This window comes from Belliella buryatensis (assembly GCF_900188245.1).
In the GTDB taxonomy this organism is placed as follows: domain Bacteria; phylum Bacteroidota; class Bacteroidia; order Cytophagales; family Cyclobacteriaceae; genus Belliella; species Belliella buryatensis.
The window spans coordinates 112,108-136,372 of sequence record NZ_FZOK01000002.1 but is presented as its reverse complement, the minus strand read 5'-3'; the positions used below and the strand labels follow the sequence as shown (position 1 = coordinate 136,372).

Genomic DNA, 24,265 nt, shown 5'->3' with positions numbered 1-24,265 from the left:
CTCAAGCTCTTGCTTTTTAATTTGAAGCCAAGTTTTCACTTTTCGATTGAACAGTCTGGAGGAAATGGTCTGCGAGCTTTTTACCTTTGGTGGAGCCATGTACAATGGCAGGCATATAGTGAATCCCTCCATAGAGTCTGCTGATCGCTGCCTCATCTGCTGCAAGTCTGAATGACTTGAATTCTCTGACGGGAAGGCCATATGCTACTTCTGTAGAATCCACAAAATGAAAATTATCTCCAAAAAGCTTGGTAAGGGTCTCAGCAGCCGCATTGCTGATCACACTATGCCCTGAAGTGTACTCCGGGAAAGGCGGGGTCTGCAATAAGGGTAACCAATCTTCGTCGATATACTTATTGATATAAGTCTCAGGTCTGATCAACACAGAGCGGTACTTCTCATCCCAGCAAGCGATAAACCCATCAAATAGGGCTATACTGGTCATCGCCAAAGTTTCTGCTGCTGCCCTCCAATCTTGCTGAGCAGTCTTGGAGGATATCGCTGCTATACCCATCCAGTGCCCTCCTGGGGTAATTTTCTTCTCTGCAAACATCACATGACCTTTGACATTGACCTTATAAGGGTTACAATCCCAGAAGTAAGCGATGTCACTTTGCTCCTTGGTGAGATTCTTGGTGACTTTGAAAACTTCCTCTGCTTCTCGATAAAAATCAGAGTCTTCCTCTGTACTGAATGCCGTAGGTGGCACAGACTTGAACTGATCTGCCGACTCCAATACAAATGGTCTAATCTTGTTCCAATGTGGCTCTATGCCTTCCATGTACATCGGTGGAGTTGGTTGCCAAGCGTTTGGGTCTGCGCTGATCGTATATTTCTCAAATGACCTACTTTGGTGGTAATTGTCTTGCTTGGAATAGGCAATCACATGATCCGCGACCTCTTCCCCAAACGCAATCGACGCCTCCATTACGCGACTAGGAACACCTTGTGCTTTAATGGACTTGAAAGCTTCATTTCTGTGTTCCTGCATCATTTCTTCTGAAAAAATAAGCAGCGTCCCTACCTTATAATAGGCAGCCAAAGCAGCTAAAGGGAAATAGACATCATCAGAAGCTTGAAAGTCTTTCTTTTCAAAACCATTCAACTGTCCCATCAGCGACTGGTAATCTCCTCCTGACAAGGCCGCTACCTCGTAGGCTGCTATCGAGGGATAAGCATAGATCCTACTCGCCACTGGTGGAGAAAAAATATCATGAATGATAATCTCTGTCAGCTTATTTTGAGCATCAAATTGGAATTGACCATCCTTAATTACCTGAGAATAGTCTTTTTCCTGACAGGAGTATAGGAAAGTAACCAAAAACAGATATGATAAAATAAGATTAAATTTCATTTGAGCTTCGTTCCAGTTTATTGATACCATAAGTCTACAATAATAATTATTCATTAGAAAATAGTACTATAGGTTTCATATTATTTCCAACTACCAAGAAGGCGTTTGAATTTTTCAGCTTGATTGGATGAATGCTTTTGATTTGTCCCAATATTTTCAGTCCAGAATAATCTTGGGTGGCATATTCCATCATTCCACTTGCCTTATCGTACGTCAATAATACCCCATAAGATGCATCATACCTCCCCAATTGAACATTCACAGGGAAAAAATTCCCCCCCAAAAGAACTCCTTTGCCACTTTCCAAAACCGAACCTGCGATGATGGGAGCAAACTGAGCTTCCTTAGGTAAAGTGTCTATTTTGAAATCATAGTTCCCTTGATTTTTGAAAATCAAGGAATTCATCTGATTTACTTCAAATTTGGTAGCTGCCTTTAATTTTTGAATATCAAAGATGTCGGCTAAGGTTTGTTTTGAAAACTCCTTATAAGACACGTATTTTCTTATTAAAGATGGTAATTGCTTGCTCAATTCATCCTTAGTGTTAAATGGGTATTCATCCCCATCCATATAGTGAGTTAATATTTGTTCGGCATTCCCATTGTCATCAAAATCACTGTAGTACATCCTGATAGGCTCCTCAGTACTAGCTTTCAATTTTGAATTGACTCCCCAATTTCCTACTATAAAATCTTGCAGCCCATTATCATCAATATCCCCAGGTATAATAGCTTGCCACCATCCTTTCATATTTGACCACTTCGTGTCTTCAAGCAGATCTAGTCTTCCTTTATTATTTTTGAAAATTTTGATGGGCTCCCATTCTGTAGCAATGATCAGGTCAGGTAAGTTTGTATCAGTTAAATGAACCCACCTGCTATCAGTAACGAGTCCTACATATTCCAAATTTGGAGCTAAATCTTTGGTTTTATCCTCAAAAACTCCATCTCCGTCATTGATCAAAAGATAACTCCTCGGGATTTCACCATACTTCCATGGTGTCGTCCTCCCACCTATGAAGACGTCCAGGTCTCCATCTAGATCATAATCTGCTACCGTCAGTGATCCCGAGGTAAGATAAATGCCTTTGAACGCATCTATTGACTTTTTAAAATTCCCTTTGCCATCATTCAAATACAATCTAGGCTGATTATTGGGATGATTTCCAGAGAATTCGTTGCCTCCACTCGTCACGATGAGATCTAAGTGTCCGTTATTATTAAAATCACCAAAATAAGCTTGGACATCTTCACTTAAGCTATCTAGTGAAACTTGAGGTTGCTTAAATAAATCAAACTTACCGTTTTGATTTTGTACATAGACCTCAGCGGCTTGATGCTTTGCACCTCCAAAAAATATATCATCTAATCCATCACCATTGATATCACCAACTGCCACCGCAGGCCCCTCTTGGGATAGCATTTTTGGAAGGAGAAATTCTCTATTAAATTCATTAAATTTATTCTCTTTATGAACGAAATTAATTCCTATTTCTTTTCCTTCTTTGGTTATGAACTGACTTTCTTTTTGATGGAATATTGAATAATCAAACTCTCCCTTTGCCTCTATTTGATTTAGTATAATTACCTGATTTCCAATGACTTTTTTAAATTTTTGAAATGTTCGATCTGGCCATATGACAATCAAAGAATCTACTGCACCATTTTCTCCAAGACCAAAATTTAACCTATAGTCGGAAGAACTTTGAAACCCTCTGACTGGCATACATTCCTGAAGTTGCATTTGATTCCCTGTATAAACCAATACCTTAGCACCAATCCCAAAATTATTCCCAGGCTTGCCAGACAGATTCACTTTCAAAAAATTTCCCACTTGTGATTCCAAAACTTTGTTGTGAAATATGAAAGCTTCATCATTGATATTATTCACAACAATATCTAGCGCTCCATCATTGTTCAAGTCAACATAAGAAGCTCCATTGGAATATGAATCATATCCTAGTCCCCAGAACTGTGATACATCTTCAAAGGTCAAATCGCCATTATTCCTGAAAACATAATTAGGAATTTTTATAGTTGGCATCTTCTTCACAAGCTCCAATTCCTTCTGACCAATCTCTCCTTGAATGTCATTTTGAATTTTTTCATCTGTAATGAAATTAATATAATCAAGGTCATTGGATCTCCTCAAAATTCCATTGGCTATAAAGATGTCCTTCTGTCCATCCAAATCTAAATCAGCAAAGAATGTAGACCAGCTCCAATCTGTGGCATAAATACCAGAAAACAAGCCTATTTCACTAAAAGATTCATTTCTATTATTCAACTGCAAGGTGTTTCTTGCAAATTGATGACTGTACCCAAAGTCCAATTTGAAATTAAAAACATCATATGGATCTTCTGCAGCTGAAGCTTTCAGAATATCAGGCTTTGCAGGAAGCATGTCTAGGGCGATCAACTCTGGGAAACCATCATTGTTGATGTCTCCAAAGTCTACTCCCATGGTGAAATGACTGGTATGTTGCATGGCTGATTCAAGCATGTTGGTAAAAGTACCGTCCCCATTATTGATATATAAGTAATCGTTTTCATGAAAATCATTCCCTACATATATATCTGGATACCCATTCAAATTGACATCGCTGATGGCAACACCAAGCCCATAACCTAAAGCACTTGAGAATATACCTGCCTCGAATGTCACATCTATAAAAAATCCATTTTCATTTTTAAATAACCTATCTCCACTTGTCGGGTGAGGCTCACTTCTCATAGAAGAAGGACCAAAAGTACCATTATTATGAACAGAATGATTCAATAAGAAAAGATCCAAATCTCCATCCAAATCATAGTCAAAAAAAACCGCTTGGGTGGAGAATCCAACAAAATCCAATCCATATTCTGGTGCTTCATCTTTAAAAATAGGAATACCCTTTTCATTATTTCCTTGATTGATCAAAAGCTGATTTCTACTCCTTTCACCCAAATAATCCCCTAAATAGCAGACATAAATATCTAACAACCCATCTCCATTAACATCTGCGATACTCACTCCTGTGGTCCAACTATTGAATCCTTCAACTTCAGCTATAGTAGTGACATCTCTAAATTGAAAGTCCCCTTGATTCAAATACAGTTTATTCGAATTTTGATTGGAAGTAAAAAAAATATCCATCAGCCCATCCCCATTCATATCTCCTACTGCTACGCCACCACCATTGTAAAAATACATATAATTAAAAATATTCATGTCTACAGTCTCTTCCAAGGTATTTTTGAAATTGACTCCCGTTTTGGTACCTGAAAGTAGTTCAAACATTGTCTCTTTCTCTTGCACAGGCTGACAGGCAAGGCTCATTACGACCAAAAAGATGACGCTTCTCTTTTTGCTTACCTTATTTCTTGTTAACATCATGAATAACTATTTTATCATTATTTCTTATTGACAGCAATAAATTCGAACGATCCAAATGAACTAAATGCCTGATCTGCCCACGAACGCTATATCCAGCAATAGTATTTGGTATGAAATTGAAATTACCATTTTGGTCTTGAAGTAGAATAGTACCATAAGAAGCATCATACCTTCCCAATTCAGGCTTCACGGCATCAAAATTTCCTCCTAGGATGACATCAAGTAGGCCATCTCCATTCAAGTCTATCACTTCAATGGCCTTGGTAAACGATAATTGTGCTTCAATTGGAATGTCTATTTTTTCGAATCCTTCACCTTGATTGATCAGGATCATTGTTTCTCCTACATAGGATTCCAAGACCAAGGAATTATCTAGGACCTCTCGGTCAAACAAATCGGTGATGCTGGCATTTGAATAGGAGCTATAAGTATTGAATTTCTTTTTTAAAAATGGTAATTGCTTAACCAATTCATGCCTCGTAGAATATGGTATATCCAGCCCATCTTTTTGGAAAGTGTACACCTGCTCAGTTGAACCATTATTATCAAAATCCCCCACATATAATTTGACTGGATGGGCAGCTGATGCATTGAACCTGCTATTAAGTCCTCTGTTCCCGATAATTAGATCTACTTTTCCATCATTATTCAAATCTTCTACCATGATTTTTCTCCACCAACCATTGGTTTTGGATATCCCAGATATTTTTAAATCTGACTCCAACATTTTTCCATCTCGAATTTCAAAGAATGTGATTGGCATCCAGTCACCAACAATCACCAGGTAAGTCTTGCCTTTGTTGTCAAATATCGCTGCGTCAGTGACCATTCCCAATTGAGAAGACTTCTCAAATAGCGCTGAGGTCTGGTCCGAAAATTTTCCCCTATGATCATTAAGTAATACTTGGTGCTTTGGAATTAGGCCATAGCCACTCTTGTTTTTTCTGTTAAAAATCAATAGATCTTCAAAACCATCGCCATTAAAATCATAAGCGATGACCTTAGATCCTATCTCAAAACTTACAGGCAAGGCATCTTCTTTCTTGATGAATGACCCATTCTTATTCAAATAAACCCTATCCTTAAGCTCCACGGCATTCCCTACAAATTCACTTCCACCTGAGATCACGACGAGGTCCTTTACACCATCTCCATCAACATCAACAAATTCTGCATCTACATCTTCACTTGCTTGATCATTTACAAATGCTTCGACAAGAACCTCCTTGAATTTTCCCTTTTCAAATTGAAAAAATAACTTTCCAGCTTGATTTTTTGCACCACCGATGTATAAGTCCTCAAGGCCATTAGCAGTCAAATCAGCCTTTGCAAATGCTGGGCCTTCTGTAGAAAGCATTTCATAGACCAAGCGCTCCTTATCAAAGTCACTGTATTCATTTTCTTTATGATGATAGGCAATCTCTACACTTGATTCACTCAGCCATCTTTCTCCTCGCTGCTTGAATTCCCAAGCGAGATTTGCATCAATTTGCCTCAGCTCTAAAGTAGCGTTTAATTTAACTTCTTTGATTTTTTCTGCTTTTTGATTTGGCCATTTCACAATCAAAGAATCAATGCGCTCATTTTTTCCTAAACCAATGACCATATCATAATCCATCGAAGACTGAAAACCTCTAATAGGTAAATGCTCAAAAGACAATACCTGATTATCAACGTATACAAAGACCTTTGCCCCTAATCCAAAAACATTCAAATCTTCACCCTTAAAATTGACCTTCAAAAAATTGTGTTCTGGAAAGAATTCCTCAGATCTATTCTCATAAATAAAAGCTTCTTGATTCAGGTTATTGACAACCAAATCTAAATCACCATCCCCGTCCAAGTCACCATACGCCGCACCATTTGAAAAGGAAGGTTCTGAAAGTCCCCAAGAAACTGCACTATTTTTATACTGTAAATTTGAAGAACGTTCGAAGAGATAGTTTGAAATCCTCTCAGAAGTCATTTTAGCTATAAAAGCATTAAAATCAATCTTCTCTCCCTCAATTGCAGCCTTCAAGTTTTCATTAGAACTCAAATACTCTACAAAATCTTGATCAGTGAGATCATTATAGATTCCATTTGACACAAAAATCTCCTTATTACCACTGTTATTAAAATCAGCAATCAAGGCTCCCCAGCTCCAATCAGTGGCTGCGACCCCTGCCAAATATCCTATTTCGCTAAAGCTATTGCCCCCGTTATTCAATTGAAGCGTATTCCTCATATACTGATAAAAGTATCCTGTATTCAGTCTCAGTTGATGCACATCATAAGACTCAAATGATGCCATCCTCTTCAATCTCTGATTAGACTCGGGAAGCATATCAGTGGTAAAAATCTCAGGAAACCCATCATTATTGAGATCTGCAATGTCAGCTCCCATTGAGAACATGCTGATGTGGTTCATGTAATCTTCTAAGACTTCTTTGAAAGTACCATCACCTTGATTGAGGTAAAGATAATCACGTTCGTAAAAATCATTTGAAATAAAAATATCAGGATACCCAGAGTTATTAATATCCCCCACACTTATTCCTAAACCAAAACCAATCACACTTCCATAAATACCTGCCTGCTCACTGACATCCATAAAAATACCGCCATCATTTCTGTATAATTTATCTCCTCCTTTTTCATCCCTTTGATTTCTTAGGTTTCTAAAACCAAGTGTAGAAATCGGTCTAAAAGAATTGTTCAAAAGGTACATGTCCAAATCGCCATCACTATCGTAATCAAAAAAAACGGCATGCGTAGAATATCCTGGATCATCTAACCCAAATTGGCTTGCCATCTCTGTAAATGTTCCATCACCATTATTGATAAAAAGTTCATTTTCCATATTCCTTCCGTTGACATCACCTGAATTACAGACATAGATATCCAAAAGTCCGTCCCCATTGAGATCGGCCATGGAAACTCCAGTTGACCATGGCTTAGAGCCAGCCACCCCCGCAGAATCGGTAATATCCTCAAACTCAAACCCTCCTTTGTTTAAATAAAGTTTATTTGCTCCAGTATTAGAAGTCAAGTATATATCTGGAAGACCATCATTGTTTATATCCCCAATCGCAACTCCCCCACCATTATAAAAATTCCTATACCTGAACACATCAAAATCTTCAGATTCGACGAGGGTATTTTTGAAATCTATACCTGAATGGCTTGAGGGTACTTTTCGGAAAACCCCATCAAAATGCTCCTGAACTTTCTTCTGTCCACAAGATAAGACGAATAGTAAGGGTAAGATGACTCTTAGTTTAATTCTCATATCATTTTTTCAAATTAAAGAAGGCAAGTAATATACTTGCCTTCTTAATTATTTCCCACAAGAATTAAGTTTTAATATCCTGCGTTTTGTACAAAATTAGGGTTAGTATCCATTGCTCTTTGAGGAATAGGGAACAGCACAACATGCGGAGAAGAGGCTGGTTTATTCTGCCAAGCTTCTAGAAACTTCCCAAATCTAATCTGGTCATTTCTTCTCCATCCTTCCCAATATAATTCGAATCCTCTTTCATCTAAGAGCAAGTCTTCTGTCAACGTGGTAAGTGGTGCAGCACCCCTTGCTACCCTAAGACCATTGACCATACCTAGAGCCTCGCTGACATTATTGGATCTAAAATAAGCTTCTGCTTGCATCAACCAGGCATCTGCATATCTAAAAAACACATAATCAGTACCTATCAAACCATCGTTAAGATTGTCTGGATCAGGTGGGTATTTGATGACTCTAATACCTGCTCGCTCATTAGAATATAAAAGACTAGCTTCTGCTGTGAAAATTAATGGATTACCACCTCGATCAGTGAGTGGCTGGCCTTGCGCATTGAACTGTTGGCCTTGCAAAAACCCAACCCTCAAGCCATGTCTATCTGTAAACCCAGGTAATGCTTTCCCTCTTCTTTCATCTGCATCATCATTCCACTTATTATAGAAATCAGCCACAGTGGTAAAGCCATTCCATCCACCTCCACTACCAGGGACTTGATTGTAGTGCAAAGTCATCTTGTATCTATTTTGTACAGAAGCAACAGCATTTCCTGGCTCGTTTCTTCTTGCAAAGATTATCTCTCGAGACTCAGTTCTATTGGTAGGGACAAAGTTATCCCAGTAGCTCTCTGATAAGCTTAGCGCACTATTTCTGATTTCATTTACACTTGAGATGACCTCTTGCATATCTGCGCTCTCAAAAGTGTATGGTCCCTCTGGATTTTGAGCAGTAAATACCGCCTTATTCAGATACACCTTAGCTCTTAGGAAATGCGCTGCCTCATATGTTGCTCTTCCTGTATTAGATGTTGCCAATCTTGGCAAGCGCTCTATCGCATAATCAAGATCACTTAGAATTTTATCAGTGGCTTCAGATCTTGAAATTACCGTAGGTATTTCTTCTGAATCATCAATGTCCAACCTAATTGGAACTTGTCCATAGAGATCAACAATGTTGTAAATAAAATATGCTCTTAGAAAACTTGCTTCGGCACGTTGTGCTTCCGTAGCACCAGATGACTCTATTACTTGAGTAGCCCTAAGCTGTCCAGTGTTCAGTATGTTCCAAGCTGTAAATACAAACTCGTGTGAAGGATCCCAAGAGTGCAAATGTAGCTGTCTCCAAATCCCAAAATCTGACCAGTCAGTCCCTCTAGTCGGCCCCATCATCTCGTCAGAAGGGTGTTCTTGAAGTGCGTAGACACCTGCCTGATCCGAGAATGCATTAAGCTGATTATAGGTACCTTGCAATGCTCCCGCAACATCGCCTGATTCACCTGCTTCACTTGGCCTTTCAAATGACTCTGCATCTAAAGCCTCATCTACCAAATCTGTACAAGCTACCATAAAGGTCACAGCTGATACAAAGAGGAATAAATGTTTCATTATATTTTTCATAATTTAATCAATTAGAATCCTATGTTCAAATTAAGTGTATATACCCTTGGGATAGGAAAAGCGGTATAATCAATACCTAGAGAAGGCACCCCATCTCTTGCTTTATTTGTATTAACCTCAGGATCATAACCTGTATAATTTGTAAACAAGAGTAAATTTTGCCCAGTGAATCCAATCCTAAGAGTTTTTATATATCTATTATTTACATCAAAGCTATAACCAATGTTAAGATTTGACAAACGAAGGAAATTGCTTGATTCCAAAAATCTTGAAGAGACTTCTCCGAAATTCAATGGATTCTCAGCAGAGTTAGCAATTTCTCTAGTAACATTTCTACCATTAGCGAGGTTTCCTCTTAAAAATATCGCGTTTGCTGTGTTATTATAAACTAAACCTCCATTTTGACCATTTAAGAAGATACTAGCATCCCATTTGCCATAAGAAAAATTATTTGTCAGACCATAGGTAAATGTGGGAAATGGTGAACCTAAATAAAATAATTCTTCGTTATTTCGATAAATTCCAAGTCCATCCTCAGTATATCCTTGAAAATCTCTCATAAAGAAAGAATACAATGGTTGACCATCCGTGATTCTTTGCGCATAAGCCCCTGTCAAACCTTGACCGTTGATATTACCAGTATTTAATGTTGTACCTACACCTTGCACATCATTTCTAAGAAAAGTAGCATTAGCTAAAACATTCCAACTAAAGTCATTTCTCTCCATCGCTAAATAATCTAAGGTAATCTCTATACCCTCGTTATATACAGTTCCAGGCAAATTTTCCCACCTTGAAACAGCATTTGCTGGTGCTGGCACATCTACCAAGATCAATAGGTTTTGAGTTTGCTTGTTGAAGTAATCGATTTGACCCGTTAACTTTGACCTCAATATGGAGAAATCAAATCCTAGGTTGTACTGGATTGTCTCCTCCCATCTCAAAAATGGATTGAATTCATTTGCAATGAATGTACCACCTTGATTATCAGCCCTTTGTACTGTAATGGCGGCATTTCTTGGAAACTCCTGATTTCCAGTAATCCCAAAACCTGCTCTTACTTTCAAATCATCGAAAAACTTACCTTTAAGAAATGTTTCTTCTGAAATTCTCCATGCTGCTGCTAAGGACGGAAATACACCGTACTTATTGTCTGCCCCAAACTTTGAAGAACCATCTACTCGCACAGTTCCAGTGAATAAGTATTTGTCTTGAATATTGTAGTTTACTCTTCCAAAAAAGGATTGTAATTCATCTCTCCCTCTGAAAGAATCGCCTAAAAATGCTCTTGCATTAACATTATCAACCCCTCCCATATTGTCTACAGGTGGCACACCTGGTAGTGTGAAGAATTGAGACTGAAGGAAGTGACCTCTATTTTCGAAATTCTGATAAGAGAAACCCAACAATGCAGACAGTCTGTTGCCATTGATTTCTGTATTGTAATTCAAGGTATGTTCTATAAGCTGGCTATTCAAGTAGTTGTTGTTGATAATACCTCTACCTATATTCTGAATACCAGGAAACAATATCCTCTGATCAATACTAGTTCTTCTTACTCCTGAAGAATAATCATACCCATAGTTAAACTTATAGAACAAGTCGCTAGTAATATTCCAGGTTAGCCCCATATTTGCCAATACCCTTACAGTCTCACCCTGATCATCAATATAGGCTAACATTGCAGCTGGATTCCTGAAATCTTGGGATTGTGCAAAGGTCCCATCTGCATTCCTGATAGGCCTAGTTGGGTTTGCTTGCAAAGCAGCTCCTATCAAATTACCCTCAAAGCCTACATCTTCACCTAGTGGAGCATAAGAATCTTTGATATTTGAAGCTGAAAGTTGCAGATCAAACTTAAGCTTGTCATCGATCATCTTGTGAGTTGCATTTACTCTTCCAGTTATTCTTTCGAGTCCAGTATTTTTAATGATACCTTTTTGATCCATGTAACTTAAAGATACCCTGTATTGGGTTTTCTCAGTTCCTCCACCATATCCTAAGTTGTAATTTTGTGTTAAGGCTGTCTGGAAAATCTCATCTTGCCAGTCTGTTGCCGAGCCAAAGTCTACAATACTCGGATCTGCACCTGCTGCCTGCGCCTGTGCCACATAATCTGAAGCGTCTAATAGATCAATTTTTCTAGCTCTCGTGCTGATACTTGTACTTGCGGATAGCGTCAAACTCTCTTGACCAGCTTTACCTCTTTTGGTTGTGATAAGCACTACACCATTAGAACCTCTAGATCCATAGATAGCAGCAGCAGAGGCATCCTTCAATACTGAGATGCTTTCTATGTCATCTGGATTAAGAAAGTTTAAAGGGTTTCTAGGCTGTGAAGCTCCTGCTCCATAATCAGCTCCACCTGATTGAGTAGCACCTCCGTCCAATGGAACACCATCAACTACAAAAAGTGGGTTGTTATTGGATCTAACAGAGGAAGTACCTCTAATCCTGATATTGATGGCTGCACCAGGCTCACCACTACTCGGGGTAATCTGTACCCCCGCAGCTCTACCTTGTAGGAGTTGCTCTGGAGAGTTGATTACACCTTTGTTGAACTTTTTTTCTCCAAGTGCTACCACTGCGCCAGTAGCATCCTGTGCTCTCTGTTCACCATATCCAATTACCACTGCTTCTTGAAGCGACTGAATGTCTTCGTCAAGTTCAATGTTAATAGTACTTTGGTTGCCTATAGTGATTTCTTGAGCGGCAAAGCCTACAAAAGAAAATACTAGAACCTGGTCACCAGACTGAAGATTTATGGTGTATTTACCATCTAGATCAGTAGTCACGCCTCGGGTTGTACCTTTGACGAGTACTGTTACTCCAGGAAGGGGCTCGCCCATGGTCTTGTCCAGAACTGTACCGGACACCTCCCTGCTTTGTGCATTGGCTGATAGTACTGTTGCAAAAAGCAACATTGTAACCATCAACAACGCCTTTACTTGTTGTAAATAATTTCTCATAGGGTTTGTTGTTTTGAAAAAAACGGTTTGGTTTAATAGTTAATTTCTAAACCAAGTTGATTGATAAAATTGAATTTTGCAATTTTTAACAAAGTCACTATAAGGCATTTGAGGATTGTTGTGTTAATAGAACAAAGGTATTTTTCCTAATCTGTTAAAATTTTGTCATTATATTAACATATCGGCAACCGAAAACGATTGAACTTTTCGAATAGTTAAAATTTTTGAGTTTTATTAAAAAAGTGAAAAATAGCTTATTCCTGAATCACAAATCTGAAGTTTTCAGACCATTTAGAACAAAAACAAAGTTCAATAGCCTATAAGCAAAACTTATGATCTGATTGAATGCTTTTTTATGAAATTTTTGATTGAAAAATCAACAGATTCATTTTATAGAATAATGATCACTTACATTGACACTATGACTAAATTTGATTCTATGAATCAGTAAAAAATATAATTAGCTTCATCTTAATAAATCTTAATTCATCCTAGGAAAGAACTTGAGTTCCTCTTAGATCATAAATGAAGACCCTATAGACCAAAGAAAAAGGAGCCACGCAGTCTTATGCACTAGGTATAGTAACTAGCTTTGCTAAAAGAAGTCTAATAATAAAGCAACTCGGAATCGTTCAACTTAAATTTAGAATACAACTAATTATTGTTAAAAAAACAGCCCCTTCCATCAATTTCCCGTAGAATTGCTTTATGTTTAAATAATAGAATCAAGCAATTTGTCTTAACAAATCTCTATGCAGCAGCTTTTTCCTAAAACAATCTTTTTTCTCACTCTATTATCTAGCCTTACACAACTCAGTCTAATGGCTCAAGGAATCAGGGGAACTGTCAAAGGTGACTCAGGAGAAGCGTTGGCCTATGCCTCAGTTTATATTAGAAATATAGGAGATGGTATTCCTACCAATCAGCAAGGTGAATATGAATACAAATTGAGTCCCGGAGCATATGATGTGGTCGTGCAATTTATGGGTTATGCATCTCAGGTCAAAACAGTAGAAATCAAAGATGCTTGGGTGACTTTGGATTTTGTACTGGAGCAACAAACATACGCTTTGCAAGAAGTGACGATCAATAGCAAAGCTGAAGACCCAGCACTAACAGTGATGCGCAAAGCGATTTCAAAAGCCAAATATCACCGCTTACAAGTAGATGAGTACTCAATGATGGTCTACCTAAAAGGCACTGGACAACTGACCAATGCACCATTTTTTATCAAGAAAGAATTAGAAAAAGAAGGACTCAAATTGAATGAAGCCTACACTACTGAATCTGTCTCTGAGATCACCTTCAGGCAACCCAATACCGTAGAGGAGCGAGTCATCAGCATCCGAACTAACGGAGACAATAACCAAACCTCCCCAGCTCCTTATATTGTTAGCAGCTTTTATGAAGAAAAAATCAATGAAGCTATTTCTCCATTGGCCCCATCCGCTTTTGCTTATTATCGATTCAGGTTTGAGGGATCATTTATAGAGAACGGCTACACCATCAATAAAATCCGTGTCACACCAAGATCAAGAGGAGAGCGGGTATTTGAGGGTTTTATATTCATCATAGAGGATCACTGGGCTATACACAGCCTAGACTTAAAGACTTCCTTGTTGGGTTTTGATATTGCAGTGCGACAATTGTACACAGAAGTAGCTACGCATGTCTGGATGCCCACTACGCATACTTATGTATTTGGAGGGAAATTCTTTGGGTTTGCTGGAGAATACAAGTACATCGCATCTGCACGTGACCACAAGGTCAAGCTGAATCCCGACTTGATCGTAGAGACCAAGATCATAGACGAAAAAATAGAGGAAGCACCAGAAATCAATATCAGTTTAGACAAAAATCTATCGGCTCTAGATCAGATGGCTCAGTCAGAAGAACTCAGCAGAAAAGATTTCAGGAAATTGGTGAACGCCTATGAAAAGGAAGCTACCAAAGAAAGAGATAATGTAGAAGTAATCTCTGAGAGAAATTATAAAATAGATTCCTTGGCAAAGAAAAGAGACTTGAGTTATTGGGATAGCATCAGGCCCGTGAAGCTTACTGACGCGGAGCTGAAAGGATACCAAAGAGATGATAGCTTAGCGGTAGTAGAAGCGGCCAAATTGAGTGAGGATGATAGCATCGCCCAGCGAGCAAAGAGAAAATTCAAACCTGGAGAAATTCTCACTGGAGGTCGATATTTCTTCGGCAAAGGAAGGTCCGCAGGGTTCAAAACAAATTTCACCAAATTTTCTTTCAACACCGTAGAAGGCTATAAAGTTGGACTTGGTGGATTTTATAGAATTCAAAAATCTGAAAAAATGGCTGATTCAGTCACTTATTATAATAGATCATGGAATTTTGAGCCCGAATTGCGGTACGGATTCTCTAGCAATCAGCTTTACAGTGTGATGGATATCCGTAGATCTGTCAACAAAGGAAGACCCGGTTATACTTTAGGATTGAGAGGTGGCTCCTACATCTTCCAATACAATGGAGATAATCCAATTAATGAGCAGGTGAATGCCTTGTATTCTCTATTTTTCAGACAAAATTACATGAAGCTTTACGAGCAAGATTTTGCCACTTTGTATTTTGCTCATCGAGTGAGTGATGCTTTCACATACCGATCCAATCTAACTTATGCTGACAGGAGAACTTTGGAAAACAACAGCGATTTCAGCTTTTACAATAGGCCAGAGAGAACCTATACCTCCAATATTCCAAATAATCTTGAGGCTGATGATCCCGCTTTTGAAAATCATAGAGCAATGATATGGAACAACACCATCAGATGGAGGCCTGGGCTGAAATATAGAATTCGTAATGGCCGAAAAATCCCCATCTACGAAACAGCTCCAGTAATTAACTTGGGCTATACCAAGGGCATTAGGCATGGCTATGAAGGTAATCAACCGGATTTTGATTTAGTTGAATTGGGTTTGGAGCATTTCTTTAATTTTGGAGTTAGTGGCAAGCTAGATTTTAATGTAAGAGCAGGAAGCTTTTTGAACAGCAATCAGGTCTACTTCCAAGACTTCATGCATTTTGGAGGTAATAGAACGATATTCGCCAATATGGGTGTGGCTTCTAATTACCGATTCTTGGACTACTACCAATACAGCACACAAAGTGAATATTTCAGTGGAATTGTTCATTATCAATTCAGAAAATTCCTACTCACGCAATTGCCTATGCTGAGGTTCTCAGGATTAAGAGAAAATATATTCTTCAACTATCTCAAGACAGCCAACTCTCCACATTATTGGGAAGTGGGGTATTCACTAGATAATTTATTTAGAATTTTCCGATTGGAAATGGGTGCTGGTTTTGAAAATGACAGTTACAAAAGAGGTGGTGTACGATTTGGAATTGCAAGTTTTATCAACATTAACTGATTGATTTTGATAAATCAGTATAGAATAGTACCTTAGTAGCAGTAAGGTTTAATAATTGGAAAGATTTGATGGCCCATGGCTGTCTTATCTTTAATCTGGGCTTCTTTGAAGCCTTTTTTGTTTTTTAGTCTTTTCTAAAGTGCCTAGCAAAGTAACTATAGATCATCTATTAGAACTTGAAAAAATCATCTTTTTTGACTTCCGTCATTTGTTCTGGAACGCCATTGAGCACGATTCGGAATGTGGTTCCTTTGCCTATTTCAGAATTTTTAACAAATACTTTCCCCTGGTGATAGCCTTCTATGATCCTTTTGGCTAGCGTTAGTCCAAGCCCCCAGCCTCTTTTACGAGTAGAGAAACCGGGATTAAAGACCTTCTTATACATGCTTTTCTCCATTCCCTTGCCTGTATCGGTAATATCTACGACCACATATTGCTCACTCTCCTTGATGATCTCAATTGAAATTTGGCCTTGACCACGCATAGCATCTACCGCATTTTTACAGATATTTTCTATTACCCATTCAAATAGTGGCTTATTGATCATGGCTTCAATATCTCTCGAATAGCCATTGACTTTGATCTCTACTTTACTACTTATCCTCGGACGAAGGTAAGCGATGGCCTCATCGACCACCCCAAAGACATTCTCGGTTTGGATCACAGGCTTACTCCCTATTGAGCTGAATCTTTCTGTGACCATCCTGAGCTTGACTACATCCTTATCCATCTCTTGGATGACTTCTTTGTTTTCATCCCAGACGGGAGAATTCTTCAGGTAATCTATCCAAGCCATCAATGAAGCAATAGGGGTACCTAGCTGATGCGCAGTTTCCTTTGTCAATCCTGCCCATACCTGGTTTTGTTCAGCTATTTTGGACTGATTAAAAACAGCATAGGCTAAGATTCCAAAAACCAAAATCACAGCCAATTGCACGTAAGGATAAAAACGGAGCGAGGTTAGCAATTCAGAATTTCTATAAAAAATAAAAGAACCGTTTTCCATCTGTATAGGCTCATATTGATCCCGCATCTTAATTAGTTCGGCTCTTAGGATTTCCTCTTGATCAGCTTGAGATGTTTTCTTACCAAAATTGATATTCTTGAACTCACCTGGATTTCCAAATTCATCCATGATGATCAATGGAATAGAATTATTTTGCTGAATGATCTCCTGATTGATAAATGTCAAGTTGTCAGTATAAATGGCCGCATACTCCAAAGCACGGGCAAGTAATTCAATTTGTCTTTTTTCACGGTCTTTGAGCTCCTCCACCAAATCATTGGTATAGTATATGGAGCCAAAGCTAATCACAACGGAACAGATGAAGATCAGCCATTTGATCCTGTTTTTATTTTGATAGAAATCCAGCGTGGCAATTTCCTGAAGGGTGTACTTCATTTTGTAACAATTCTGATGGTTGGGCGTAACACTATAGAGAACTCAATTTGACCATAGATATTATCAAACAGACAAAATATACTTTTTGCGTTACTTGGCGTCAATTTTGATCTATAGGAAATGTTAAAACCAAAAATATAATAAAATGAACACAAACGATATAGGATTAGAAATAAAAGACAGTAAAGTATTAGCCAAAAAACTAAACGAACTTTTGGCTAATTATGAAATTTACTATCAAAACCTCAGGAACTTCCACTGGAATGTAACTGGACCAAACTTCTTTGAGCTTCATGCAAAATTTGAGGAATTGTACAATGCAGCTAATCTCGGGATAGATGAGGTCGCAGAGAGGATTCTGACACTGGGTATCAGGCCGCTTTCCTCTTTTGAAGAATACATCAACCATGCAGCAATCAAAGAGGCTAAGGAAATACATGAAGCCAAGGAAATGGTGGAAATCGTCAGAGACAACCTCAATACACTATTAAGCCTAGAAAGAGAGGTATTGGAAATCGCTGCTGAACAAAATGACGAGGGTACCGTATCCATGATGAGTGAATACATTACTGGTAAAGAGAAAGTAGTGTGGATGCTCTCCGCTTATTTGAAATAATCCAACTGTTAGTATACCATAAAGAAAGGCGACCTCTTTTTGAGGTCGCCTTTTAATTTTTATTTAACAACCAAAGACCCCACTGAAATATCAATCACCATATCTACCAAATCTGGGGCGTCTGCTTTGTAGGCTTTACTCACGTATGTTTTATCTCCGATGTCTTTGAGATAAGCAGGAAGGCTTGTTCTACACATAGGTGTAGACTTAATTTTGAGTCTATAAGGCTGATTTTGATCTGGAAGGGTGAGGTTGACTTTGCCAGCACCGATGACAGCTGATACTTTCAAATCGTGAATCACCCCCTCAGAAAAAGACAAGTTGAGTGTGCCATAGTTGATTTCAAAAAACATGTTCTCTGCATTGGCATAATTGATATTATAAGCATCCAAGTTGCCCATGTTGATGGCTACTACCATGGTATCCATGGTGACAGAATTAGCAATTCTCTTAGAATAATCAAGCTTGATATCAGCACTTGCTGACCTGATGGTGCAGTTGGATACTGGGATATTGGAAAAATCTAAATTGGCTTTACCGACTCCAAAATACAAGTTTAGGTCGTAAAGATGGTTAGAGCTGAGTCCTAAATCCCATTTATGATCAAAATCCTCATTATCACTGGAAAAGAGCTTGTAGGATAGGCTTTTCCCTAGTGTTTCTGACTCTACATTTCTGTGATGCAATTGTGCCCTCAGCACTCCATCTTTTATCTCGTGAGAGAAAGATGGCAAAATATTTACTTTGGAAAGATGGGATTGAATATATATGGGTCTATCTCCATGTTTTCTTTTGACATCAGTGATGCCTTTATACACATTGAAATCAACATGTACAAGGTTGTACCCATGGCGCTCTTCTACTGCAAATTCTTTGCTTATCTGGGCAATTAAGGGTGATTTGCTCCAGAATGACAGGCAAAGCAATAAACACAATACTCTCAACATACGGGTAAATTACGCTTTCGAAAGCAAAAGGTTTATATAAGACAAAAAAAAGCTGGAAAATTTTCCAGCTTTATAAATCTCTGATTTGAAAAACAGATTGCAGACCCCGCTACCAATCTTCAGAATGCAATTTCCTTAAAAGAATTCTTTCATCTTATCAAAGAAACTCTTCTCTGAGTTTCCTGGGTCTGGTTTGAAATTTTCAGAATTTCTCAAACCTTCTAATATTTGTTTTTCCTCCTTGCTCAGTTGCTTAGGTGTCCAAACATTGACATGGATCAATTGATCCCCTTTACCATATCCATTGATATCCTTGATCCCTTTTCCTTTAAGTCGAAGCATTTTACCGCTTTGAGTACCTGGATCAAGTTTGATCTTCACTTTACCATCTATGGTTGGCACCTCTACTTGCGCTCCTAGAGCGGCATCTACAAAGTTCACATACAAGTCATAGACCACATTATTGCCATCTCTTTGCAAGATATCATCTTCAACTTCTTCAATGACTATCAATAGATCACCAGGAATTCCTCCAGCTGTTTCGTTCCCTTTGCCAGACATACTCAGTTGCATGCCATCAGCAACCCCTCCGGGTATATTGATAGCAATTACTTCTTCTTTGAGGATCAGGCCTCTAGCGTCTGCTTCAGCTGGCTTTTTGTCTACAATCTGACCATTTCCACCACATACATGACAAGTACTTGCCGAGACCATCTGACCAAGCATGGTGTTGACTACCTTCTTAATCTGACCAGTACCTTGACAAGTAGAGCATGTTGTAAAAGTCACCCCATCTGCTAAAACATGGCGTTTTACTTTGATTTTTTTCTCTACGCCATTGGCAACCTCTTTGAGATTGAGTTTCAGTTTGACTCTCAGGTTGGTTCCTTTTTTGGTTCTTCTTCCGCGACTTCCTCCACCAAAGAAAGAATCAAAGCCTCCTCCTCCACCGAAGATATCACCGAATTGGGAGAAAATGTCATCCATATTCATCCCTCCACCGCCAAAGCCGCCATTACCACCTAAGCCTTGGTGACCAAACTGATCATAGCGTTGCCTTTTTTCCTGATTGCTCAGGACTTCATAAGCTTCCGCTGCTTCCTTGAATTTTTCTTCCGCTTCTGGATTGTCGGGATTCTTATCTGGGTGATATTGTATCGCGAGTTTTCTGTAAGCTTTTTTGATTTCGTCTTGGGTAGCGTTTTTGGCTATGCCAAGGATTTCATAATAATCTCTTTTTGCCATGGTATCTTATGCTCCAATGACCACCTTGGCATATCTGATCACTTTATCGCCAAGTGTGTATCCTTTTTCTACTACATCTATCACTTTTCCTTTCATCTCTTCAGATGGAGCAGGAATCTGAGTGATTGCTTCCTGTGTATCTGCATCAAATGGTTCGCCGATCAAACCTTCCATTACCTTCAGACCTTTACCTTCAAGTACCTTTTGGAATTTATTAAAGACCAATTGATTGCCTTCTCTGACCTTTGCTGCATCTTCTTCTGATTCGTTTGCTTTGAAAGCCCGCTCAAAATCGTCAACCACAGGTAGAATCGCAGACATCATTTCTTCTGAAGCTGTTTTGATTAATTCCAATTTTTCTTTGGCAGTCCTCCTTCTAAAATTATCAAATTCAGAATAAAGCCTCAGGTATTTATCTTTCAATTCCTGAACCTCTGCTGACAATTTTTCTTCAACTGACAATTCATCAGCTTGATCCTCTACTTTATCTTCTACTACTTCTTCCTGCTGATTTTCTTCCAAGTTTTTTAAATCTTCAGCCTCAGAGGTGATATTTTCCTTATCCATACTATACTTTTCTTTTTTTACTACTTGATCCATCATCATACAATGATACGCTTTCGCTAGGAATCAATATGCTTGCCATAAGGAGAAAACTGACATTCTGACACAGCTTAATCGTTGATTGCTTGCCAAAGCATATCTTTCAATTTATCTAAATTGTACTGACTCACAGAAGATATGAAGATGTATGGGATGTCCTTAGGTACATCTGCTTGCATCTGCTCCATCAACTCCTCGTCTAGCATGTCAGCCTTGGTAATCGCCAAAAGCCTTTTTTTATCAAGCAATTCTGGATTATACTTTTCGAGTTCTCCAAGCAGGATATCATATTGCCCTTGTATACTGTCTGCATCAGCAGGTATCATGAACAAGAGTATGGAGTTTCTTTCAATATGCCTTAGAAAACGAATCCCTAGACCTCTACCTTCTGCTGCTCCTTCAATGATTCCGGGGACATCAGCCATCACAAAGGATTTATCATCTCTGTAAGGAATCACTCCAAGATTAGGAACCAAAGTTGTAAATGGATAGTCCCCAATCTCAGGCTTGGCAGCTGAGATACTTGAAAGCAAGGTTGACTTTCCTGCATTCGGGAAACCCACTAATCCAATATCTGCTAATAATTTCAGTTCAAGAATGATCCATTCTTCAATCCCCTCTTCTCCTGGCTGCGCAAAATGGGGAGCTTGATTCGTTGCTGTTTTGAAATGATCATTTCCTAGCCCACCTCTTCCACCAGAGGTCAGGATGACTTCTTGACCGTCCTCGGTGATTTCAAATCGCACCTCTCTTGTTTCGGCATCTTTAGCGACTGTTCCCAATGGAACCTCTAGAATGATATCTTGTCCATCTCTTCCTTTTCTTCGACCACCTTCACCATTCTTTCCCGCCTCTGCTATGACGTGCTTTTTATATTTCAAATGGAGCAATGTCCACAATTGAGAACTACCCCTCAAAATAATATGACCGCCACGACCACCGTCCCCTCCATCAGGGCCACCTTTGGGCACGTGCTTTTCCCTTCTGAAATGAACAGAACCTGCCCCTCCTGCTCCTGAACGGGAGCAAAACTTCACATAATCTATAAAATTGGAATCTGCCACTTTTTTCTTGATTGGTAATAAAAAAGGCTAAGCCTGAAAGCTTAGCCAAAATATTGAGATTGCAAAGTTAGCAATAATTTGATTATTAATACTGATCAATTACCTCAGCTATGTTTTCAAAGATTTCATCGATTGTACCTACACCATATACTTTGGTCAGTTTACCTTGTTTCTCGTAGAATCCAGCTACAGGTAAAGTTTCGTCCAGATATACTTTGATTCTGGTTGCAATCTTTGCTTCATCTTGGTCATCTACCCTACCAGAAGTTTTCCCTCTCTCTCTAATTCTTTCTTTAAGCACTTCTTCAGGCACATCTAAAGCGATCATACCAGAGATTTTCATCCCCAAAGCTTTTAACATTACATCCAAAGCCTCTGCTTGAGCTACTGTCCTTGGAAAACCATCAAAAATAAAACCTTTGCTATTAGGCGTACTTTTGATTTTTTCTTGAACCATTCCAATGACCACTTCATCAGGCACTAAGCGCCCTTCGTTCATGAACTTTTGAGCAAGTTTTCCTAAGTCCGTACCTTCTCCTAGATGTTTCCTAAATAAATCACCAGTAGACAGGTGAGTCAAGTTATATTTTTCAATCAGCTTCTCACTTTGGGTTCCTTTACCAGCACCTGGAGGGCCGAACAATACGATGTTAAGCATAACGAATACTTTTGGAATTTTGTAAATATAGTTACTTACTGTCCTTTTTGAATTGACAATATATTTTATTTCAGTTGATAAATTGCTGGGAGATTCCTCCCAAAACCATCATAATCAAGCCCATAACCTACAACAAATTTATTTGGGATTTCAAATCCTATGTAATCAATTTTCAGTTGGTGTTTCAGTGCCTCTGGTTTGAAAAGCAAAGTTACTACTGATATTTGACTTGGCTGATTTATTTTTAGTTTTTTGAGCAGATGAGTCATGCTCAAACCAGTGTCAATGATATCCTCCACGACTATTACTTTTCTCCCCTGTAGCTTAGCATCAAGACCTATCAAATCTTTTACTTCACCAGTAGAGCTGATCCCTTGGTAGGAGGATACTTTAATGAAAGAGATCTCAGCTGGAATTTTGATATATTTTGCTAAGTCTGATAAAAACATGAAGGCTCCATTTAAAACACCCAAAATGATTGGATTGTCATCTTTGAAGTCTTTAGAAATCATTTCCCCCATTTCTTGGAGTCTTGAATCAATTGCTTCAGCTGTTATAAATGGAACGAATTCCTTGTCTATAATTTTCACCATTCTGACTAAATAAAAATGCCCTTTATTGGAAGGGCATTACAAATATAGAAAAAAATGATTCTGAATCATGTATAACATTGCTAATCCATTATAGATGAGTCATTAAATATTTATACATAGCGATCATGCATTGTAAATCATGGACGGCAACTATTTCATTTGGAGAATGCACATTATCTTCTGGTGCACCAATGAAACACCAATCTATAGCATAGTTGGAAAATTGTATTTCTCTTCCATCACTACCTCCTGCATCTTCCACTTCAAGCTGATAATCTATGCCACTCTCTATGGCAAGCGCTATGAGCTTATTTAGAAATTTTCTTCTTGGAATATACTTGTCCCTTATAGAAATAGCCACACCTCCTCCATGTCCTACACCTTCTGTGACCCAGGTAATGTCTGAAATCAAAGCTTGCTTGATCGGATCATTTTTCATGATAAAATCCAAAAGAAAAGGCATACTTCCTCCTCCATGTTCTTCATAAGTAGAAAAAACCACCCACCCATTTTCTAATTCTTCACATAATTCCAAAGCATTATATATACCCAATCGATTGTCAAGGTAAGCTCCTTGGATAAAATCTTGCTCTAATTTAAGGTTTTGTTCAAATGACAAGTAAGTACCCCTCTCTATAGCGCGAGGAAAGTCATGGAAGAGATCCCCGTTGTAAATTTTTAATTTGCAGGCAATGGGCCCCATATTGTCTTCACCTACTAAGGAAATACCATCAACCAATTCGGGACCGCCTACTGTAACCAGTTGATTTTCATAACGTGACATAAATCCAATGGTATCAATATGGGCAAAAACGGCTGTGCGAGGACTACCAAATTTCAAAAGAATGCAATCATGAAATTCTTCACCAGAATAGATGATTGGTGCAACCTTCCAAGAGTCTTTGCGTTGTAGGATGGTATTGAGAAGGAATTGAGACACCTCAGATTCATCTCCTGATACACTTCTGATGTCAAATAAATCTTTTAAAAATTTCATTTTTGGCATTGTTTATGAAGAATTATCGGCGAATTTAGGGTGAAAATTCTAAAAGAATTGGAATAAAGTTTAAAGAATTAAAAATTAAATATACATTTGTGTAAAAGTAAAAGTTTATAAATTTGCAATCAAATCAATTAAACACTCAAAATTTTG

The 24,265-nt window shown here is 38.4% G+C and carries 15 protein-coding genes; 2 read left to right on the top strand and 13 right to left on the bottom strand.

Annotated features, from left to right (window positions below; all coding sequences use genetic code 11):
- Positions 1-16: 16 nt before the first annotated feature.
- The 5 genes from CHB66_RS02550 to CHB66_RS02530 form a co-directional block, all read right to left on the bottom strand.
- Entirely contained in the window at positions 17-1,354 is a 1,338-nt protein-coding gene (locus tag CHB66_RS02550) for a vanadium-dependent haloperoxidase (protein WP_089238065.1), read from the bottom strand.
- Positions 1,355-1,400: 46 nt separating this feature from the next.
- Positions 1,401-4,730 carry a VCBS repeat-containing protein gene (locus CHB66_RS02545; RefSeq protein ID WP_089237675.1) on the bottom strand — a complete coding sequence of 1,110 codons (3,330 nt, stop codon included), beginning with the start codon at positions 4,728-4,730 and terminating at the stop codon, positions 1,401-1,403.
- Positions 4,711-8,001: a VCBS repeat-containing protein gene (locus CHB66_RS02540; RefSeq protein ID WP_089237673.1), complete on the bottom strand. Its 3,291-nt coding sequence runs from the start codon at positions 7,999-8,001 to the stop codon at positions 4,711-4,713. Before CHB66_RS02540 ends, CHB66_RS02545 begins: the two co-directional genes overlap by 20 nt.
- Positions 8,002-8,072: 71 nt before the next feature.
- The gene (locus CHB66_RS02535) at positions 8,073-9,608 is read right to left on the bottom strand and encodes a RagB/SusD family nutrient uptake outer membrane protein (RefSeq protein WP_170932415.1); all 1,536 of its coding nucleotides are present in this window, start codon (positions 9,606-9,608) and stop codon (positions 8,073-8,075) included.
- Between the two features lie 23 nt (positions 9,609-9,631).
- Complete coding sequence (locus tag CHB66_RS02530) at positions 9,632-12,589, bottom strand: SusC/RagA family TonB-linked outer membrane protein (RefSeq protein ID WP_089237668.1); 2,958 nt, start codon at positions 12,587-12,589, stop codon at positions 9,632-9,634.
- A gap of 821 nt (positions 12,590-13,410) precedes the next feature.
- On the opposite strand from CHB66_RS02530, the gene CHB66_RS02525 reads away from it, so the two are divergent.
- Entirely contained in the window at positions 13,411-15,984 is a 2,574-nt protein-coding gene (locus tag CHB66_RS02525) for a DUF5686 and carboxypeptidase regulatory-like domain-containing protein (protein WP_245812653.1), read from the top strand.
- Between the two features lie 169 nt (positions 15,985-16,153).
- Here CHB66_RS02525 and CHB66_RS02520 read toward each other — a convergent pair whose 3' ends face one another.
- Positions 16,154-17,386, bottom strand: coding sequence for a sensor histidine kinase (locus CHB66_RS02520; protein WP_089237664.1), 1,233 nt, complete (start codon positions 17,384-17,386; stop codon positions 16,154-16,156).
- 145 nt (positions 17,387-17,531) lie between these two features.
- On the opposite strand from CHB66_RS02520, the gene CHB66_RS02515 reads away from it, so the two are divergent.
- A complete protein-coding gene (locus CHB66_RS02515; RefSeq protein ID WP_089237662.1) occupies positions 17,532-18,002 on the top strand; it encodes a Dps family protein in 471 nt (156 codons plus the stop codon).
- Positions 18,003-18,061: 59 nt separating this feature from the next.
- Here the strand turns inward: CHB66_RS02515 and CHB66_RS02510 are convergent, their stop codons facing one another.
- The 7 genes from CHB66_RS02510 to CHB66_RS02480 form a co-directional block, all read right to left on the bottom strand.
- Positions 18,062-18,949, bottom strand: a complete 888-nt coding sequence (locus CHB66_RS02510) for a hypothetical protein (RefSeq protein ID WP_089237660.1) — start codon at positions 18,947-18,949, stop codon at positions 18,062-18,064.
- Between the two features lie 135 nt (positions 18,950-19,084).
- Complete coding sequence (gene dnaJ / locus CHB66_RS02505; protein ID WP_089237658.1) at positions 19,085-20,194, bottom strand: molecular chaperone DnaJ; 1,110 nt, start codon at positions 20,192-20,194, stop codon at positions 19,085-19,087.
- 6 nt (positions 20,195-20,200) lie between these two features.
- Entirely contained in the window at positions 20,201-20,797 is a 597-nt protein-coding gene (locus tag CHB66_RS02500) for a nucleotide exchange factor GrpE (RefSeq protein ID WP_245812658.1), read from the bottom strand.
- 71 nt (positions 20,798-20,868) lie between these two features.
- Positions 20,869-21,861 (bottom strand): GTPase ObgE, encoded by a 993-nt coding sequence (obgE, locus tag CHB66_RS02495; protein ID WP_089237656.1) that lies wholly within the window; start codon positions 21,859-21,861, stop codon positions 20,869-20,871.
- An 85-nt stretch (positions 21,862-21,946) separates the two neighbouring features.
- A complete protein-coding gene (locus tag CHB66_RS02490; protein ID WP_089237654.1) occupies positions 21,947-22,519 on the bottom strand; it encodes an adenylate kinase in 573 nt (190 codons plus the stop codon).
- 65 nt (positions 22,520-22,584) lie between these two features.
- Positions 22,585-23,112: a hypoxanthine phosphoribosyltransferase gene (gene hpt, locus CHB66_RS02485; protein ID WP_089237652.1), complete on the bottom strand. Its 528-nt coding sequence runs from the start codon at positions 23,110-23,112 to the stop codon at positions 22,585-22,587.
- An 88-nt stretch (positions 23,113-23,200) separates the two neighbouring features.
- Positions 23,201-24,109 (bottom strand): aminopeptidase, encoded by a 909-nt coding sequence (locus CHB66_RS02480; protein ID WP_089238061.1) that lies wholly within the window; start codon positions 24,107-24,109, stop codon positions 23,201-23,203.
- Between the last annotated feature and the right edge of the window lie 156 nt (positions 24,110-24,265).